At 67.7% G+C, this 18,383-nt stretch carries 19 protein-coding genes; 11 read left to right on the forward strand and 8 right to left on the reverse strand.

Going from position 1 to position 18,383, the window contains the following annotated elements; translation table 11 throughout:
• Window positions 1–85: 85 nt before the first annotated feature.
• Window positions 86–976, reverse strand: coding sequence for a beta-lactamase transcriptional regulator PenR (penR, locus tag ACPTTF_RS20965; protein ID WP_166961884.1), 891 nt, complete (start codon window positions 974–976; stop codon window positions 86–88).
• Between the two features lie 128 nt (window positions 977–1,104).
• On the opposite strand from penR, the gene blaPEN-bcc reads away from it, so the two are divergent.
• Entirely contained in the window at window positions 1,105–2,043 is a 939-nt protein-coding gene (gene blaPEN-bcc, locus ACPTTF_RS20970; RefSeq protein WP_423368038.1) for a PEN family class A beta-lactamase, Bcc-type, read from the forward strand.
• 479 nt (window positions 2,044–2,522) lie between these two features.
• On the opposite strand, the gene ACPTTF_RS20975 is transcribed toward blaPEN-bcc, so the two are convergent.
• The 3 genes from ACPTTF_RS20975 to ACPTTF_RS20985 form a co-directional block, all read right to left on the reverse strand.
• Window positions 2,523–2,723 (reverse strand): DUF805 domain-containing protein, encoded by a 201-nt coding sequence (locus tag ACPTTF_RS20975; RefSeq protein ID WP_166961889.1) that lies wholly within the window; start codon window positions 2,721–2,723, stop codon window positions 2,523–2,525.
• 571 nt (window positions 2,724–3,294) lie between these two features.
• The gene (locus ACPTTF_RS20980; RefSeq protein WP_166961891.1) at window positions 3,295–3,663 is read right to left on the reverse strand and encodes an antibiotic biosynthesis monooxygenase family protein; all 369 of its coding nucleotides are present in this window, start codon (window positions 3,661–3,663) and stop codon (window positions 3,295–3,297) included.
• Between the two features lie 38 nt (window positions 3,664–3,701).
• Window positions 3,702–4,148: a MarR family winged helix-turn-helix transcriptional regulator gene (locus tag ACPTTF_RS20985; RefSeq protein ID WP_166961894.1), complete on the reverse strand. Its 447-nt coding sequence runs from the start codon at window positions 4,146–4,148 to the stop codon at window positions 3,702–3,704.
• A gap of 65 nt (window positions 4,149–4,213) precedes the next feature.
• Between ACPTTF_RS20985 and ACPTTF_RS20990 the strand changes: the two genes are divergently transcribed.
• On the forward strand, window positions 4,214–4,831 hold the full coding sequence (locus ACPTTF_RS20990; protein ID WP_423368039.1) for a hypothetical protein: 618 nt from the start codon (window positions 4,214–4,216) through the stop codon (window positions 4,829–4,831).
• 193 nt (window positions 4,832–5,024) lie between these two features.
• Here ACPTTF_RS20990 and ACPTTF_RS20995 read toward each other — a convergent pair whose 3' ends face one another.
• Both ACPTTF_RS20995 and ACPTTF_RS21000 read right to left on the reverse strand, forming a co-directional pair.
• Window positions 5,025–6,401, reverse strand: a complete 1,377-nt coding sequence (locus tag ACPTTF_RS20995) for an ATP-binding protein (protein ID WP_423368040.1) — start codon at window positions 6,399–6,401, stop codon at window positions 5,025–5,027.
• The gene (locus ACPTTF_RS21000) at window positions 6,398–7,060 is read right to left on the reverse strand and encodes a response regulator (protein ID WP_021159887.1); all 663 of its coding nucleotides are present in this window, start codon (window positions 7,058–7,060) and stop codon (window positions 6,398–6,400) included. The genes ACPTTF_RS20995 and ACPTTF_RS21000 overlap by 4 nt, the downstream gene beginning before the upstream one ends.
• Window positions 7,061–7,292: 232 nt before the next feature.
• On the opposite strand from ACPTTF_RS21000, the gene ACPTTF_RS21005 reads away from it, so the two are divergent.
• From ACPTTF_RS21005 to ACPTTF_RS21035, 7 genes are all read left to right on the forward strand, one after another.
• A complete protein-coding gene (locus ACPTTF_RS21005; protein ID WP_166961901.1) occupies window positions 7,293–7,646 on the forward strand; it encodes a YgiW/YdeI family stress tolerance OB fold protein in 354 nt (117 codons plus the stop codon).
• A gap of 55 nt (window positions 7,647–7,701) precedes the next feature.
• Window positions 7,702–8,562, forward strand: coding sequence for a MurR/RpiR family transcriptional regulator (locus ACPTTF_RS21010; protein ID WP_166961904.1), 861 nt, complete (start codon window positions 7,702–7,704; stop codon window positions 8,560–8,562).
• 55 nt (window positions 8,563–8,617) lie between these two features.
• Window positions 8,618–9,043, forward strand: coding sequence for a GNAT family N-acetyltransferase (locus ACPTTF_RS21015; protein ID WP_166961906.1), 426 nt, complete (start codon window positions 8,618–8,620; stop codon window positions 9,041–9,043).
• A 189-nt stretch (window positions 9,044–9,232) separates the two neighbouring features.
• On the forward strand, window positions 9,233–10,900 hold the full coding sequence (locus tag ACPTTF_RS21020) for an ankyrin repeat domain-containing protein (protein WP_423368041.1): 1,668 nt from the start codon (window positions 9,233–9,235) through the stop codon (window positions 10,898–10,900).
• Window positions 10,901–11,071: 171 nt separating this feature from the next.
• Window positions 11,072–11,932, forward strand: a complete 861-nt coding sequence (locus tag ACPTTF_RS21025; protein ID WP_423368042.1) for an isocitrate lyase/PEP mutase family protein — start codon at window positions 11,072–11,074, stop codon at window positions 11,930–11,932.
• Between the two features lie 335 nt (window positions 11,933–12,267).
• Window positions 12,268–12,534, forward strand: coding sequence for a YodC family protein (locus ACPTTF_RS21030; protein WP_011354382.1), 267 nt, complete (start codon window positions 12,268–12,270; stop codon window positions 12,532–12,534).
• Window positions 12,535–12,635: 101 nt separating this feature from the next.
• Complete coding sequence (locus ACPTTF_RS21035) at window positions 12,636–13,817, forward strand: cytochrome P450 (protein WP_423368043.1); 1,182 nt, start codon at window positions 12,636–12,638, stop codon at window positions 13,815–13,817.
• 15 nt (window positions 13,818–13,832) lie between these two features.
• Here the strand turns inward: ACPTTF_RS21035 and ACPTTF_RS21040 are convergent, their stop codons facing one another.
• Together ACPTTF_RS21040 and ACPTTF_RS21045 are read right to left on the reverse strand one after the other, a co-directional pair.
• Window positions 13,833–14,159 carry a superinfection immunity protein gene (locus ACPTTF_RS21040; RefSeq protein WP_166961917.1) on the reverse strand — a complete coding sequence of 109 codons (327 nt, stop codon included), beginning with the start codon at window positions 14,157–14,159 and terminating at the stop codon, window positions 13,833–13,835.
• Between the two features lie 101 nt (window positions 14,160–14,260).
• Window positions 14,261–14,680: a rhodanese-like domain-containing protein gene (locus ACPTTF_RS21045; protein WP_423368044.1), complete on the reverse strand. Its 420-nt coding sequence runs from the start codon at window positions 14,678–14,680 to the stop codon at window positions 14,261–14,263.
• Between the two features lie 111 nt (window positions 14,681–14,791).
• Here ACPTTF_RS21045 and ftrA point away from each other — a divergent pair, with 111 nt between their 5' ends.
• Together ftrA and ACPTTF_RS21055 are read left to right on the forward strand one after the other, a co-directional pair.
• Window positions 14,792–15,766: a transcriptional regulator FtrA gene (gene ftrA / locus ACPTTF_RS21050; protein ID WP_166961923.1), complete on the forward strand. Its 975-nt coding sequence runs from the start codon at window positions 14,792–14,794 to the stop codon at window positions 15,764–15,766.
• Between the two features lie 91 nt (window positions 15,767–15,857).
• On the forward strand, window positions 15,858–18,290 hold the full coding sequence (locus ACPTTF_RS21055; RefSeq protein ID WP_423368045.1) for a DKNYY domain-containing protein: 2,433 nt from the start codon (window positions 15,858–15,860) through the stop codon (window positions 18,288–18,290).
• Window positions 18,291–18,383: the final 93 nt, after the last annotated feature.

Consider the following 18,383-nt stretch of genomic DNA (forward strand, 5'->3'; position numbering starts at 1 on the left):
TTCGTGCGCGATCAAGGGCTTAGGCCCCGGGTACCCAGGATATCCACATCCTTGCCAACATTTTCTGTGGACAAGCGGGGCCGTGTCATTCGGCTTGCGCCGTAGCGGCCGCTTCGGCGACGATCCAGTCGCGAAAGAGCGTCATTGCCGGCGTGAGCGGCTTCGACTTCAGCGAGGTGAGCCAGTAGCCGCCGGCGCGCACGTCGATGTCGAGCGGCCGTGCGAGCAGGCCGAGCTGCAGTTCGCGCGCGAACATGCACGCCGGCGCGAGTGCGACGCCCGCGCCCTGCATCGCGGCCTCGACCATCAGCCGCGACGAATCGAACACGGGCCCGTTGACCGCCCACGGTGCGAGCTGCGCGGCATCGAACCAGCCGAGCCATTCGTCGGTGCGGTACGAGCGCAGCAGCGTTTCGTTCGCGAGATCGGCCGGTTGTGCGAGGCGCCGTGCGATGTCCGGCGCGCACAGCGCGGTGAGCGGCGCGTCGAGCAGGCGCTCGTTGCGCGTCGCCGGCCAGCTGCCTTCCCCGAAGCGGATCGCGAAGTCGAGGCCCTCGGCGGCGAGGTCGACGACGTTGTTGTTGGTCCGCAGCCGCAGCTCGACGAACGGGTGCGTATCGCCGAACTGCTTCAATCGCGGCATTAGCCAGCCTAGGGCAAAGGTGCCGACGACGCCGAGCGTCAGCACCTCGCGGAAGCGCCCGCCGTCGAACTGCTTGAGCACCGTCTCGATGCGGCTGAACGCGTCGCTCAGCACGGGCAGCAGCGCGCGCCCCTCGTCGGTGAGCCCGAGCCCGCGCGGCAGTCGTGTGAACAGCGTGCAGCCGAGCCGCTCCTCGAGCGAGCGCACCTGCTGGCTGACCGCGGCCTGGGTCACGCTCAGCTCAAGGCCGGCGCGCGTGAAGTTCAGGTGGCGCGCCGACGATTCGAACGCGCGCAGGGCATTGAGCGGAAGATGAGGGCGGAGCTTGGTCATAAGAATTTCTTTTGTCAGCGCTCAATTATCGTTGCTTGTCAGGCAACCGTAAAGTCACGATAGTGCTGTCTCGGCGGCCGGCCGTTTTCAACATCGATTCGCCTCCATTCCACCACGAGACAACCGACATGACCTACTCATCGAAACGTCGAACCCTGTTGCTGGCCGCTGCGACGGCGCCGCTGGTTCTCACCGTCACCGCGTGCGCGTCGCGGCAGGCCGCCGCGCCGGACGAGGCAACCGCCGCGGCCGCAGCCGCTGCGGCGGCCGTGGCGCCCGCTGCCGCCGGGCAAATGCTGGCCGAGCTCGAAAGCAGCGTGGGCGGCCGCCTCGGCGTGTGCGCGATCGACATCGCGAGCGGCCGGGTCGTCGAGCATCGCGCGGACGAACGCTTCCCGTTCTGCAGCACGTTCAAGGCGATGCTGAGTGCGGCGGTGCTTGCGCAGAGCGTCGAGCGTCCGGCGTTGCTGCAACAGCGCGTGACATATACCAGGGCCGACCTCGTCAACTATTCGCCGGTGTCGGAGAAGCATGTCGACGAAGGCATGACGGTCGCCGCGCTGTGCGAGGCCGCGATCCAGTACAGCGACAACTCGGCCGCGAACCTGCTGATGAAGCTGCTCGGCGGCCCGTCGGCGGTGACGGCCTACGCGCGCTCGATTGGCGACGACACGTTCAGGCTCGATCGATGGGAGACCGAACTGAATACCGCACTGCCGGGCGACCTGCGCGACACGACGACACCGGCCGCGATGGCCGCGAGCATGCGCGTGCTGATGCTCGGCGATGCGCTGCCGGCCGCGCAGCGTGCGCAGCTCGTGACGTGGATGCGGGGCAACAAGGTTGGCGACAAGCGGCTCCGTGCGGGCGTGCCGGCCGGGTGGACGGTCGGCGACAAGACGGGCACCGGCGACTACGGGACGACCAACGACGCGGGTGTCGTGTGGTCGCCGTCGCGTGCGCCGATCGCAGTGGCCGTGTACTACACGCAGGCGCGTGCCGATGCGCGCGCGAAGGACGACGTGATCGCATCGGTCGCGCGCATCGTGGTCCAGGCACTCGGTTGAGGTGGGCGGCGCGGCGTGCGTGACGCGATGCGCATGCGCGCCGTGCCGCAGTCGTGACCCGTGCGATCAAACGTTGTGCGATCAACGACTTAGGTCACGCATGCTCAGGATATCCACATGCTTGCCAACAAAAATTGTGGACAAGCCCGTGCGCGGCCGCGCAAGACGTGGCGCGGGCCACCGTGCCGCATTTGAGGCGGCGCGGACAAAGTCTTTCGGATCAAGCGCTTGAGCGTGGTATGCGCAGGCTATCCACACGCTTGCCAACACAATCTGTGGACAAGCCGCCTTGCCCGCGCGGAAGGCGGCCCGTCATGTGGCGAGACGGCGTGCGGGCGGCACTTTGCGGGCCGCGTGCCGCATTTGAGGCAGCGCGGACAAAGTCTTTCGGATCAAGCGCTTGGTCGCGGTATGCGCAGGCTATCCACATGCTTGCCAACACAATCTGTGGACAAGCCTGGCGGCCGCGATGGCGACGGTCAGGGCTGCCGATCGTCGACCGTGGGCCAGCGCACGAACGCGAACACCCACAACATGACGAAGTTCAGGACCGGGACGAACATCGTCAGGATCCACCAGCCCGAATGCCCGGTGCGCCGGACGATGCGGACGTACGGATAAATGACGACGGCGACGAGCACGAGTGAGACGACCAGCTGCCACGCGGTGAAGTGTTCCATGGCCTTCCTCGGAGTGAAGTGTCGGGCGGAGCGGCCGGCCCGTCGAGCCGTCGCGCGGTGCCGGCGATGCGCGGCCGCGTGCGGCTCGCGTGATCTTGACGTGTGGCGGGCGCGAGCGTCAAGGCGAGGGCGGTGCGCGGCGGGTGCGCGTCTGTCGCGCGGGAGCGTCCGCATGCACGCCTGTCCGGGCTGCACGTTGCCGCAACCGTGACGCGGCGCATGAACCGCAGGCCGATCAACGAGTTAGCGCAGCCTTGCGCAGGATATCCACAAGCTTGCCAACAAAATCTGTGGGTAAGTGGCGCAGCGCATGGCTGGCGCGTGTGCGCCGGCTGCGACGTGCGTCGTCGTGGCGTCGTGATGCGAAGTGCGGCGAAGCGGTGTACGCGGCGGCCGTCAACGGCGCTTCGTCTGCATCACGCGTGCCAAAGTCCATCGGATCAACGGTTTAGCGTTGCGGTGCGCAGGATATCCACAAGCTTGCCAACATTTTCTGTGGAGAAGTCGGGGTGCGCCCGCGACGCACGGGACACCCGCGAATGCCACGTGTTGCCGCGATTCGGGCGTGCACTCACGCAGTGCAGATACCGGCCACGCCGACTTTCTGGAACAGGTGCGGGCTCGCGACGGCGGACGACGGATAGGCCGACAGCTTGGCGACGAACTCGGGATGCGTGAAGGCCGCGCGAAACGCTTCGGTCGATTCCCAGATCGCGTAGTTCAGGTAAGTCGGACTGTCGCCGAGCGCGCGATGCAACTGGGTCGAGATGAATCCCGGCTGCTGCTTCATGAATTCGGCATCGTCCTTCCACACGGCGAGAAAGTCCGCTTCGTCGTCGGGAGCCAAAGTGAACACGTTGACGAGGACGACCGGCTCCGCGTCGATGCCGATCTGTTGCTGGATCGGAAAGGCCGGATCCATCGGCTTGAAATGAGGCATGGGAACTCCTTCGGGTAGGGGTGAGGGGGATTGAGCGCTCACGTCGGTGCATCGGCGCCATGCGCGCTGGACATCGCTGACAGAACGCGGATCGCCGCGTCCAGGTCAGCCGAACTGAAGTCGCCGGCGATGTCGCGGACATGCCGTTGCCATTGCTCGACCACGGCCTGATACGCCGCATCGCCGCGAGGCGTCAGCGCGTACAAGGGGGAGCGCTTGTGTGCCGGATTGGGTAGCGACTCGACCAGCCCTTCGTCGGTCAGCACGTTGATCTGCTTCAGCACGGCCTGCCGCGTGATGCCCATTGCATCGGCGATCTGCGGGATGTTCGGGGCAACGGGTGCCATCGCGATCGCGCCCAGTACCTGCCAGCGCGCGCTGGTCAGGCCGTGCGGGCCGGAAAAGGTGTTGCCCCATTCGATCAGCAGGCCGTTCAACCGGAATACGGACAGCGCGACGGCGGTCAACTTCGCGGATTTCGTCATGTTCGATACGCGTGATGAATTGACAACTACTTTACGTATTGGACAACCAGTTGTCAATTAGACGAATGCACGTCACTGAACGGGGCCGGGTAGGTAAACTGGCGACGCGATCCGGCACCGGTAACATTTGCCGCGCCGGATTGCAGGCCAACAATAAGGAACCTGGAGAGAAATCAGTGAGAAGGATCTGGAAAACGATCGCCGTGCCGTTGATCGCGGCGGTATGCGGCACGAGTGCATATGCCTGTCAGCCAGCCTACCGTCACACCGAGTATTTCGGCGAGAGCGCCTACCTGAGTGACGAACTTCGCGACAAGGTGATCGACGACATCCGTGCCAATCACTACACGATCATCGAATCGCAAATCGGCTTGCTGTTCTTCCCGATCGTCAGGAAGGGCGACGTGATCTACCTCGGCAACGAGCCGATCGCAACGGGAAAGGACTCGTTCTGGTACCTCGGGCAGGGCTATTACCAGTTGAACGGTCAGCTCTATTACATGGGCGAACGTGTCGGTGCTTTCCCGAGCGGCGGGACTGTCGTCATTCATGTCGAGGATCGCACGCGTCCGCAGCCGGATGACTATCCGAAAGGGCGTATGTATTGCCGCGCGAAGCATCACGCCAGCATTCTCGAAACCTCGACCGGCCTGCGGGTCGAGCAGATCGTTGACGACAATTGAGCGGGGTGGGTTGCGTGGCCGACCGGGCGCGGTGCATCACGCACCGGTTTGCAGCCGCATGGCGCATTTGCCGCGCATGCCTGACAAACCCTTTCCGATCAATGGCTTGGTGCCGTTAATGGAACGTTGTCCACAAGCTTGCCAACACAATCTGTGGAAAAGCCGCGCGTCGTGAGTCGTGAGTCGCGCGGCGTCAGGCCGGCAGCGGAAAGCGCACCGTGACGGTCAGCCCGCGCCCGCCGCGCGTCGTGCCGAGCGCGACCGTCGCGCGATGCTGTTCGGCGATCCGCTTGACGATCGACAGCCCGAGCCCGCTGCCCGACGACGTGACGGCCTGCGCGCCCTCGCCGCGGTAGAAGCGCTCCCACACGTCGGTGCGTTCGGCTTCCGGGATCCCGGGGCCGTCGTCGGCGACTTCGAGCACGGGCGTCGTGCCGTCGATCCGCGCGGACACGTCGACACGCGCGCCGTCACCCGCATAGCGGATCGCGTTGTCGACGAGGTTGTTCAGCAGCACGCGCAGCGTGTCGGCATTGCCCGAAGTCATCACGGGCGTCGACACGATTGCGCCGAGATCGATCCGGTGCGCGTCGGCGACGCGCGTGCGATCCGATACCACCGACCGGCACAGCGCGGCGAGATCGACGGGCGCCGACGCGGCGGCGGCCGCCTGCGCATCGGGTTCGAGGCGCGCGAGCGTCAGCAACTGCTCGGCGAGGTGGCCGAGGCGCGTCGTGCCTGCCTGAATCTGCGCGAGGATGTGCTCGCGTTCCTCGGCGGTCGACGCGCGCCGCAGCAACTGCGACTGGATCGACAAGCCCATGATCGGCGTGCGCAATTCGTGCGCGGCGTCGGCGATGAAGTGCCGCTGCAGCGTGAACGAGCGGTCGAGGCGCGCGAGCAGGTCGTTGATCGCTTCGGCGAGCGGACGGACTTCGTTCGGCATCGAGCCGACGTCGACCGGCTCGAGATTGTTCGCATTCCTGCGTTTGAGGCCGGATGCAATCGTGCGCAGCGGCCGCAACCCCGCGCCGATGCCGAACCACAGGCCGATCGCGAGCAGCGGCAGCATCGAGAACACGGGCCACAGCAAGTGCACGGCGATGCCCGCGATCGCTTCCCATCGCGCATGGCGCGCCTGCGCGAGCCGGATCGTCGTGCCGCCGCGTTCGGTCACATAGGTGCGCCAGGGCTGGCCGCCGACGTCGACGCTCGCGATGCCTTTCTGCGCGGGCGGCGGCAGGTTCGAATCGCGATCTGTTGAATACACGAGCGTGCCGTTGCGCCAGACTTGCAGCAGCACGGCGTCGGGGTCGCTCGCCTCGAAACCGTGCTTGCCGTTGGCGTGGTTGCTGAACGACAGTTCGCCGTTCGGGCCGACGACGATTTGCCTCGACATGCTGCGCATCTGGTCGTCGAGCAGGTCGTCGAGCTCGCGCAGCGCCCCCCAGTAGGTGCCTGCACTCGCGACGAGGCCGATCACGCACGCGGCGGGGAGCAGCCACATCAGCAGGCGCCGCCGCAGCGACGCGTTGCGCCAGCGCGCGACGGCTTGTTGCACGCGCGTCATGCGCCGTCACCGATCCGGTAGCCGACGCCGCGCACCGTGCGGATCATGTCGTGGCCGAGTTTCTTGCGCAGGTTGTGGATGTGCACCTGCACGGCGTTGCTTTCGATTTCCTCGCCCCAGCTGTACAGCCGCTCCTCGAACTGTTCGCGCGAAATCACCGCGCCCGGGTCGCGCATCAGCTCGTGCAGCAGCACGAACTCCTTCGGCGACAGCGTGACTTCGTCGTCGCCGAGCCAGACAAGGTGCTTGACGGGGTCGAGCCGCAGCGGGCCGATCGCGAGCGTCGTCTGCGCGCGGCCCGCGTGGCGGCGGTTGACCGCGCGGATGCGGGCGAGCAGTTCGTCGAGCTCGAACGGTTTGACGAGATAGTCGTCCGCGCCGCTGTCGAGGCCCGCGATGCGGTCGGGCACGCCGTCGCGTGCGGTGATGATGATCGCGGGCAGGTTTTCGTCGCGGCGGCGCAGCGCGGCGAGCACCGACAGGCCGTCGCGGTTCGGCAGCCCGAGATCGAGCAGCAGCAGGCCGTAGCCGGTCGCGCGCAACGCGAGCGACGCGGCGTCGCCGTCCTTCACCCAGTCGACCGCGAAGCCTTCCTGTTTCAGGCCCTGTTCGAGCCCGCTGCCGATCAGCGGATCGTCCTCGACGAGCAGTACGCGCATGGATTCGTGTCTCTTCAACGGGGCGCTACGGCGCCCGGGGTTCCCATGATAAGCGCGCGTGCCTTAGCGGGAGCTTAAACGCGGGCGCCTCGGTGCGTTGGCGCACCGGATCGATGCGACCACGCGCCGCTTCGGGTCGATCTTCAGGTTTGCTTAATCTTACGCTCCGTAATCTCGGGCCGTCGCGTTCAAACGGAGCGCGGCACACGACCAAAATCGGAGGAACAAGACCATGAAACACCTGACGAGAATCCTGGCGGTTGCACTCGCCGTGCTGCCTGCCGCCGTTTACGCGGAATACACCGGCCCGTCCACGCTGACCACGACGACCGTGAAGGACCTGCTCGCGAACGGCAAGGACGACCAGCACGTGCAGTTGCAGGGGCGCATCGTCAAGCATGTCGGCGGCGAGGATTACGAATTCGCCGATGCGACGGGCACGATCCGCGTCGAGATCGACCACAAGCTGTGGGCGGCCGGCCAGCCCGTCAACGACAAGAACGACGTGAAGGTGACCGGCGAATTCGAGCGCAAGTGGTCGGGCAGCGTGAAGGTCGACGCCGATCACGTCGAAGTGCTGCGCTGACCGGTGCGCGCGGGGCCGGTGATACCATGGACGACCGGTTCCCGTTCCCACCAAGATGGCCGCCAATTTCGACGAACTCGCGTCCCGGATCCGGGCGCAATTTTCCGAGCTGAGCCCGCAATTCCAGGCGGGCGCTGCCTTCCTGCTCGATCATCCCGACGAAGTCGCCACCTCGTCGATGCGCAAGGTCGCACAGCGCGCGCAGGTGCAGCCCGCGTCGCTCGTGCGGCTCGCGCAGCAATTCGGCTTCCCCGGCTGGAACGAGCTGCGCGACCTGTGCGTCGCGCGTGTGCGCACGCGCCCCGAGCCGCTCACGCAGCGGGCACGCTCGCTCGTGCGGCCCGACGCCAAGGCGTCGCTCGCGCACGACCTGCTCGCCGCGCAACAGCACAACCTGCAGGCCACCGCCGCGCAGAACGAGCACGCGCTCGCCGATGCCGCGAAACTGATCCGCAAGGCGTCGCACGTGCACGTCGCGGGGTTTCGTTCGTGCTACCCGGTCGCGTTCGGCTTCGTGTACGGCTACCGGCTGTTCCGCCCGACCGTGTCGCTGCTCAACGGCGTTGCCGGCTCGCTCGAAATGGAGCTGCGGACGATCGCGAAGCAGAGCGTGACCGTCGTCGTCAGCTTCGCCCCTTATTCGGCGGAAGCGACGCGCGTTGCGCAGGCCGCGAAGGCGCAGGGCAGCCGGATCGTCGCGATCACCGACAGCGCGGTGTCGCCGATCGCGCTGCACGCGGATGCGCAACTGATCTTCACGCACGACAGCCCGTCGTTCTTCCCGTCGCTGGTGGCCGCGCACGCGATGGCCGAAGCGCTGGTCGCGCAATTGCTGGCGCTTGAAGGCAGCGATGCGATCGCCGCGCTCGAGCGCACGGAAGCGGAACTGCACGCGAAGGGCGCTTACGTCGTCTGACGCGGGACGTGCGGCTTCAACCGTTCCTCATTCACGATTCAACCGGACTCGACCGATGACGTTCACATACGAAGTGACCGACGCGGGCGACGCGAACGTTCGCAAGCAGATCGTCGCGCCGCTCATCCGATTCAACGAAAGCCAGGCGGGCCCGAACGACTTCCGTTCGCTGGCCGTGGTCGTGACCGATGGTGAAGGCGCGGTGGTCGGTGGCCTGTGGGGCAGCACGGCGTACGGATGGCTGCATGTCGACCTGCTCGTTGTGCCCGAGGCCGCGCGCGGCCAGGGCGCGGGCACGCGCATCATGGATCTGGCCGAGGCGGAAGCCGTCGCGCGCGGATGCCACGGCGCGTGGCTCGACACGTTCGACTTCCAGGCGCGGCCGTTCTACGAGAAACGCGGCTATGTCCGCTTCGGCGAGCTGCCGGATTATCCGGTCGGGCACACGCGCATTTTCCTGACGAAGCGGCTCGCGGGCTGAGCACCGCCGCATGGAACGGTACGGTTGACGAGGTCGCCGGCCGTCGCCTAGGATACCGGTCAGCGATGCAGGTCGCTTCCGGGTCCGCGGAAAGGGTTGAACCCACCTGTCGCAGCAAATCGAGTCTTCCTCCTGTCCTTTGTGCTGGCGGTATTGCGGACCTTCGGCCATAACTGCACGAGGATTCGCATGAAAAAGCTGCCTCCCAAGGCCAACCCCGATCATCTGAAAAAGCAGGCCAAGGCATTGTTGCGCCTGTACCGGCAGGGTGACGCCGATGCCGTCGCGCGCTTTGTCCGGTTTCTCCCCGCCGCCTCGAACCGCACACACGACGAAGCGCTCGCGCTCGGGCTCCGGTTGCACGACGCGCAGTCCTGCATTGCGCGCGAGTACGGTTTCGCATCCTGGGCCGATCTCGGCGCATTCGTCGAAACGCATGCGCTTGCGGGGCAACAGCGGTCGCAGTTGATCCGGCGCTGGCTCGACCTCGCGTACGGCGGCGACGTGACCGGCGGTTTCGACGCGGCCCGGCCGCGCGTCGCCGCGCAACTGCTGCTCGACCGGCCCGATCTCATTACAGGCGATCCGACCGTCGCCTGCGCGGCCGGCAACCTCGACGCCGTGAAGGCGGCGCTGGCCGCCGATCCCGGATGGATCGCGCGCGCCGGCGGCGTGCTGAAGCTGCCGCCGCTGGTCGCCGTCACGCATTCGCGGCTCGGGCAGCTTCCCGAGTTTGCCGTCAGGCTGCGCGCCTGCGCGCGTCATCTGCTCGATGCCGGCGCCGATCCGAACCAGCGGATCGGCAACCGGTTTCCGCCGGCCTCGCTCGCCGCGCCCGACGAAGCGGGGCCGCTGTCGGCGCTGTACGGCGCCGCGGGCGTCAATCGCGATCCGGCTCTCACCGCGATGCTGCTGGAAGCCGGCGCCGACCCGAACGACGGCGAATCGCTGTATCACTCGTTGGAAAATCCGGCCTGTACGCGCCTGTTGCTCGAACACGGCGCGCGGGTGGGCGGGACGAATGCGTTGCGTCGCGCATTCGACATGCGCGACGCGGACGCGCTCGAATTGCTGCTCGCGCATGGCGGCGACCCGAACGAGCCGCCCGGCGCGGGGCTCGCGCAGACCTGGGGCGCGCCGTTGTTGCGGGCGATCGGCGTGCGCTGCTCGGCGCGCCACGTCGCCGCGCTGCTGGCGGCCGGCGCCGATCCCGGCGCGCGGACCCCGGCTGGTGTCAGTGCGTACCGGCTGGCGATGCAGACCGGGTTGCCCGATGTCGCGGCGTTGTTGCGTGAGGCGGGCGCGGAAGAGGCGCTCGACGCGGAGGACGCGTTCGTGGCGGCCTGCGCGCGCGCCGACGCCGACGATGCACGGCGCATCCAGGCGCGGCATCCCGAACTACCCGGCGCGCTGCCCGGCGAGCGGCTGCGGCTGCTGCCGGATGCCGCCGCATGGGGTTCGGGCGACGCGGTGAAGGTCATGGTCGAACTGGGCTGGCCGATCGCGGCGCGGGGCGGCGACTGGGACGCGAGCGCGCTGAATCACGCGGTGTTTCGCGGCGATGCGGGCTTGCTGGCGTTCCTGCTCGCGCACGGCGCGAGCTGGCGCGACATGCACGGGTTCGGGAGCGACGCGCTCGGCACCTTGTCCTGGGCATCCGTCAACGAACCGGAGCATGTCGGCGCTGCCGACTGGGAGGCTTGCGCGCGGGTGCTGCTCGCGCACGGCGTGCCGCAAGCCGCGCGGGATCCGTCGAATCCGGACGGCGTGCTGATCGACGGTCGCGCGATGCGTTTCTCCGAAGCCGTCACCGACGTGCTGCTCGGCATCGACGGCGGGCCACCTGCAGCACCGTGACCGCGGGCCGGCAACGGACGGGCGGCGGCGCCGGCCCGCTCGTTGCCGGCTGCCGGTGCGCAGTCGGCGCACCGGGTTTTTCCTGTCGCGCGGCGACATTTTGGTGAACGCTGAAACGTCGTGTGCACGACCGGCGTAAGCTCAGCCGTCAACTTCCTCCTGGAGCCCGCGATGACCCGTTCCGATCTTCAAGCCCGCCAAGCCGAAGCCTTCCGCGCACTGCACGCACGAGCCGGCGCCTTCATCATCCCGAACCCGTGGGACGCCGGCACCGCGCGCCTGCTCGCGATGGCCGGCTTCGAGGCGCTCGCGACCACGAGCGCCGGCTACGCGTTTTCGAAAGGCCGGCCCGACTATGCGATCGACCGCGACGAGATGCTCGATCACATCGCCGAGATCGCCGCCGCGGGCGGCCTGCCCGTGAGCGCCGATCTTGAGAACGGCTTCGGCGACGCGCCCGACACGGTGGCCGAGACGATCCGGCTCGCGGCCGAGGCCGGCGCGGTCGGCGGCTCGATCGAGGATGCGACGGGCCGCGCCGACGCGCCGATCTACGCGCGCGAAGCGGCGATCGAGCGCATCGCGGCGGCCGTCGACGCGGCACGCGCGCTGCCGTTTCCGTTCACGCTGACCGCACGCTGCGAAAACTATCTGCATGGCCGCCACGACCTGGCCGACACGATCGCGCGGCTCGTTGCCTATCGCGACGCGGGCGCCGACGTGCTGTATGCGCCGGGCATCACTGACGCGGACGAAATCGCGGCGGTGACGCGGTCGGTCGGCGCTCCGGTGAACGTCGTGATGGGGCTGCAGGGCGGGTTGCTGAGCCTCGATGCGCTGGCGGCGCTCGGCGTGAAGCGCGTGAGTGTCGGCGGCGCACTGGCGCGGGCCGCGCTCGGCGCGTTCCTGCGCGCCGCGAAGGAGATGGCGCAGGACGGCACGTTTACGTTTACGCAAGCTGCCGTGCCCGGGCGCGATATCAACCGCTGGTTTGCGTCGCCGGATAATTCACCGGTTTTATTCGGGGAATGAGCGTAATTAAATCGTGGGATCGTTCCCAGTTGAAATTTTAATTGACAATAATCAACCGATTCCGCGTCAGAATTAAACGTCGGTGACGACGTAAAATACATCGTCTATTCTCCGCATTCCGCCCGATCGACCGGGTCCGGCACGCAGGCCGCGCCGGATCGGGCGATCGGGGCCCGCCGCGCGCGTCGATGCCGCGCATTGTTGCATTTTCCCGGTCAGTACATTTTTAAAAAGGGGAGTTGCCGGCGGGTTTTTTGATTGATAATCTGCGGCACGTTCGAATGAACGGTTGGTGGGCCGCCGGGAATATCGATATATAAAATGCTGAGAGAGCGATGACGAACCGAGAAAATCAACGCGTCAGGTTTCGAGTCGGCGATGTCGTGACGCTGAAGACGGGCGGGCCGCGCATGACCGTGACCTATGCCGGGCCGGTCGTATTCGACGACGGCGACTGGCTGATCTGCCAGTGGTTCGACGAAAACGGCGAATTCCGGCAGGAAATGTTCCCTCACGACACGGTGGTGCCCGAGCCGCGCGCGATTTCGGCTGGGCGCGTACGCATGCGCATGCAGTCGCATCGCTACCGGTCGGCTGCCTGACATTCACCTGACGTTGCGATGCGGCTGCACGCGGCGCCCGTTCCGCGACATTTCACGCCAGCCCGAAACATGCGGCGGCATGCGGCGCCGATACTGTCCGCATGAACCCGACCGATCCCATCGCAGCGGTCACGCACCGCGATCCCTATCCCTACTATGCGGCGCTCGTCGACGGGCCGCCGCTCGCGTTCGACGCCACGCTCGGCCTGTGGGTCGCGAGCCGCGCGGCCGCCGTGACGGCCGTGCTCGGCCATCCGGCCTGCCGCGTGCGCCCGCTGGACGCACCCGTGCCACCCGCATTGCGCGGCACGACGGCCGGCGCGCTGTTCGGCGAGCTGGTGCGCATGAACGACGGCGCGTTGCGGCACGACGTGCCGAAGCAGGCGCTGCGCACGGCGTTCGCGCCGATCGACACGGCTGCACTGCGTGAGCGTGCCGCGCAGCTTGCCGCGCGGCGCTTGCCGGCGCCGGGCGATGCCGGCGCGCTGAACGCGTGGTGCATGGCGTTGCCCGTCTGCGCGGTAGCCGATCTGCTCGGCTTCGACGAGACGCAGCTCGACGCGATTGCGGCGCAGGTCGTCGACTTCGTCGCGGCACTGTCGCCGCTGTCCGATGCCGCGGCACTGGCCCGCGCGAGCGACGCCGCGCGGCAGTTGCTCGACCGGATGACGGAGCGCGTCGCGCAGACGCATGCGCACGACGGCACGCTCGTCGCTGCCGTGCAGCAGGCGGCCCGTGCGTCGGGCTGGCAGGCGGGCGGCGCGCTGGTCGCGAATCTCGTCGGGCTGCTGTCGCAGACCTGCGAGGCAACCGCCGCGTGGCTCGGCAATGCGCTGGTGGCGTGGAACGGGGAAACGGACCCGGAAGCGGGCGCCGCGCGCGTCGTGCCGGACGATGCCGCGCTCGACGCGTTCGTTGCCGAAGTCGGGCGCTTCGATTCGCCGGTGCAGAACACGCGCCGCTTCGTCGCATCGCGCACGACGATCGAAGGCGTGGCCGTCGAAGCCGGCGACGCGATCCTCGTCGTGCTCGCCGCGGCGAACCGCGACCCGGCCATGCATCAAGATCCGCACCGGCTGATGCCCGGCCGCGTAGCCGGGCCGAATTTCGGCTTCGGCACGGGGCCGCATGGCTGCCCGGGCGAGCGGATCGCGCGGGCGGTGACAACGGGGGCGTTCGGCGCGTGGCTGCGTGCGGGCGGCGGGCCGCGGCACGACGGGCTTGCGTGGCATTACCGCGCGTCGACCAACGTCAGGATGCCGAAGTTCGACGCAGCGGCGTGAGCGGGAAAGAGGGACTTAACGGCAGCCTTGCTTTTCCGCCCATTGCTCCTGGGCGGCAACGCGGCGCTGCACGCGTTCGACGAGACCGGTCGAAAAGGTCCGCATGCTGACGCCGCGGCGCTTGGCGAGGATCGTCTGCGCGACATCGGCGCGCGGGTTCGGCTGGCAAGCCCAGTACAGCGTCATCAGCCAGCCGATGCCGGTCCACCCGAACAGCGCGTTGAACATCGCGACCGTCAGCTTGTCGTGCCGGCCACGCCGGTCGGCAATGACCGCCGGCAGAAAATAGATCGCGATCGCGGCCACGGAACCGGCCACTTGAATCAGGACTGCGTTCTGCATGTTGCTGCTCCATCCGAACTGCAATGGAGCCGATTGTCGCGCTTTTTCCGTTCGCGTGCAGGCCGTGCTCAGGCAATTGATTGTTGCGATTTTAATGACGATCAACTGGCCTCGGCGTTCGCCGGCTGCACTTCGTTGCTCAGCGCGAAACCTTCGTCGAGCCAGCCCGTCACGCCGCCGATCATCAGCTTGACCGGCCGGCCGAGGCGCGCGAGCTGGATCGCTGCGCGCGCGGCGCCGTTGCAGTGCGGGCCCGCGCAGTAGACGACGAACAGCGTGCCGGCCGGATAGCCGGCGAGCTTGCTCTCGATGATCTTGCGGCGCGGCAGGTTGCGCGCGCCGGGTACGTGGCCGGCGGCGAATTGGTCGGGGCCGCGCACGTCGAGCAGCACGAAATCGGGCGCACCCGACGCGAGCGCGTCGTGCACGTCCCAGCAATCGGTCTCGAATCGCAGCGACGCCTCGAAATGCGCGAGGGCGGCGGGGCTGTCGGCGGCGGGCACGTCGGTGACGTAGGACATGAGCAGGTTCTCCTGAAGGTTGCGCAGAACACGATGGAATGAAGGGCAGTATCGCGGTTTGGCGGCCGTCGCGGCAGTGGCGCGATCGACAAGTTCCGGTAACATCGCGCCATGCACAATCATCTCGTCGTCGCGCTCGCCTACGATCGCCTCTGCACCTTCGAGTTCGGCTGCGTGGTCGAACTGTTCGCGCTCGAACGCCCCGAACTCGGAGTCGACTGGTATCGCTTCGCGGTCTGCGCGAGCGAGCCGGGGCCCGTGCGCGCGGCGGGCGGCATCACGGTCGCCGCGCCTTATCGGCTCGCGACGCTCGATCGCGCCGATACCATCGTGATTCCCGGCTGGCGCGATCCGGACGAACCGCCGCCGGAGCCGTTGCTGAAGAAACTGCGGGCCGCGCATCGCCGCGGCGCACGGCTCTGCTCGATCTGCTCGGGCGTGTTCGTGCTGGCCGCGGCCGGCGTGCTCGACGGCCTCACGGTGACGACCCACTGGCGCTATGCGGAGAAACTGCAGGCGCGTTATCCCGCGCTGCGCGTGAATCCCGATGCGCTTTACGTCGACGAAGGGCAGGTGATCACCTCGGCGGGATCGGCGGCGGGTCTCGACATGCTGCTGCATCTCGTGCGCCGCGATCACGGCGGTGCGATCGCGAACCGGGTCGCGCAGCGTCTCGTGCTGCCGCCGCATCGCGACGGCGGGCAGGCGCAGTTCGTGCCGCGCCCGGTCGCGCCGGGCGGCACCGACCGGCTCGCGAAGCTGATCGACTGGATGCGTGCGCACGCGGCCGAGCCGCACACGCTTGCGTCGCTCGCCGCGCAGGCCGCGATGAGCACGCGCACGCTGCAGCGTCAGTTCGCGGACGCGACGGGAATGTCGCCGCTCGCGTGGCTGATCCGCGAACGCGTGAACGTCGCGAAGGACATGCTCGAAGCGCATCCCGCGTTGTCGCTCGCGCAGGTCGCGGCGCGCGCCGGGTTCGGTTCGGAGGAATCGCTGCGCCGGCATTTCCGGCGCGTCGCGGCGACGAGCCCGGCCGCGTACCGGCGCGGGATGGATCGTGGCGTAAGATCGCAGGACGCTTGAGCGCCGCGCATCCGCACGGTGGCGGCTTTCGTACCCGGCGGCGTATCGCCTGGCCGGGGCATTCCGGACGAAAGCGGAATAAACCAACAACATGACACTCAGAGAGAACCTCGGATTCGGCTTCATGCGCGATGACGCGCACGTGTATTGCCATGACGGCCCGTTGCGGGACCGCGCCGGCAACCTCATCGAAGGCATCGTGATCGACGGCTTCCGGCCGTTGTCCCAGTATCTGGCGACGGACGGCGTGCGCGCCTATGCGTGCACGTTCACGTGGTTGCGCTTCACCGTGCTCGACGTCGACGCCGCGACGTTTCGGCGGCTGGACGAATCGCATGCCGTCGACGCGAACCATGTCTACTTCCAGAATCGCAAGCTTGCCGGCGCGTCGCCTGCGCGCTTCCGGTTGCTGAACGATGCATGGGGGCACGACGACCGCTACCTGTATCACTACGGCAAGCGCATGCGCGGTGCGGATCCCGCGACGCTGCGTTGGGTCGGCGCGTATCTGGTCGATGCGCAGCGGGTCTGGTATGGCGGACGGGAGCTCGAAGGCGCCGATGCGGCGAGCTTCGTCAGCGCGGATGAAGTGGCACAGGATCTCGCGACCGACCGGGCGCGGCCGTACCGTTACGGGCACGCGGCCGATCCCGGCTCGCGCGAGAAGTGGGAGCGCGACTGGTCACCGTTTTTTGCCGCGCATCCCGAACTGCAAGGCTACTGGTGGCACACGCTGGCTGGACAGGTTGCCGCAGACACGCCGGCGAAGGAACTTGGCGGCGGGTACCGGGTAGTCGGCAACAAGGTGTACCTGCACGACCTGCCGCTGCTCGAACCGGATGCGGCGACGGTCCGGTGGCTCGGCGACTCGTTCATCGCCGATCGGTCGCGGCTCTACTCATACGCGACGTACCACAAGGGCTTTCTCGACGGCGGCCCGCTTCCGGGCGACCCTGCCCGGTGGCGACATCTGGCCGGGCCGTGGTATCAGGCCGGCGACCATTGCTATCTGAAGCAGTGGCGCGGTCATTCGGAAGCCGCGAAGGTCGATGGCGAGACATTCGAAGTCCTGAACGATACCTACGCGAAGGATCGCAATGGCGTGCTGTGCATGCTGGTCCGCAAGCGCGGTATCGATCCCGCCCGGATCGAAGTCGTCGGCGACTACTATCTGCGCGATGGCGGCCGGTTGTTCTATTTCGGCAAGGAAGTGAAGGCCCGGTTCGATGGCGCGACCGCGGAATTCATCGGGCCCGGCTTCCTGCGTGACGGTGAGGGGCGGTTGCTGCACGACAACCAGCCGTATCGGCGCGGTGTCGATGGGGCGACGCTCGCGTTCCTGTCCGAGTATTTCGCACGGGATCGTGCGCGGGTCTACGTCTATTGCAACGGCGCCGAACTCGTGCCGCTGCCGGGCGTCGAGCCGGCCGGCTTTCGCCTCGAGCAGCCCGATCTCGGCACGGACGGCCGCCGTCGATATGCCTATCAGGCGTGGCTGGCTGCGTGGCGCGCCCGGCATCGAACGCCGATGCCCGACTACGTGCCGCCGGATTACGTGGCGCCGGAAGCGGGCGCGCAGGCCGAAGCCGCCCCGGTGCATGAGTCGGTATCGGCGCATGAAGCGTCGCGGTCGCCGCTTGCCGGGGCGGTTGCGGCCCGTCGTGCGTGCGTGCTCGAATGGACGCGCGACGAGACAGGTGACCTGCGCCTGGTCGTGGCCGGAGAAGGATTCTGCGACATCTGGGATCTTGCGCAGCGGCGGGTGGTCGCGTCGTTCGAACTGCCGCGTCCGTTCGTGCCGGACGAAGCGGAAGCGAGTGCCACGGACAGACTGCGCAACGTGCCGGTGAGTGCGTCGGCCGATGCGGCGCTGTCGACGCTGATCGTCGCGTACTGGGACAACACGGCGCTCTACCGGGTCGACGCCGCGAGCGGTACCGCGGACGTGTGCTGGCGCGCCGAAGGCCCGTACGACGATCTGGAACGGGTCCATCTGTCGCCCGACGCGCGCGAAGCGTGGGTGCGCATCCGCAACCGGCTCTATCGCGTGCCGCTCGCCGACGGCGGCACACTCGACGTGCTCGATTACGACATGGCCGACCTGCGTTTCCAGGATGCGCCGTTCGCGGTGAGCGCCGGTCGGCATCGCCGTGCATTCGCCCGCGATGCGGCGCTGACGGTGCGCACGGATGGCGAAGCCGATTGCGAATTGCCGGGGGCGGACAATGGCTTCCCTTGCGCGTTTTCCGACGACGGTGCCCGCGTGCTGGCGCGCGACGCGAAATTCGTGTTGCGTGAGTTCGATGTCGGCAGCGGCAGCGGCAGGCGGCTCGCGCTGCATCGTGGCGGCTGGTGCGAGCGCAAGTGGTTCAAGAGCCAGGCCGGCTGGATCGGCGGGCGCCCCGTGTTTGTCGGCCTGCCGATGGGCGGGCGGGGCGAGGTCGAGATCTGGGATGTGCTCGACAACCGGCTGCTGTTTCGCATCGAGGCCGCCGCACGCGTGCCCGAGCCGGACGCGGGCTGACACGGTCGCGACGCTGCGGTCGGTCGTTCGCGGGAAGAACGCCGGGAGATTCCGAAACCGATGCGAGCAGCCGACGCGATCGCGCCGTGGTAC

It is taken from the genome of Burkholderia crassaminum (assembly GCF_964265005.1).
Classification (GTDB): Bacteria; Pseudomonadota; Gammaproteobacteria; order Burkholderiales; family Burkholderiaceae; genus Burkholderia.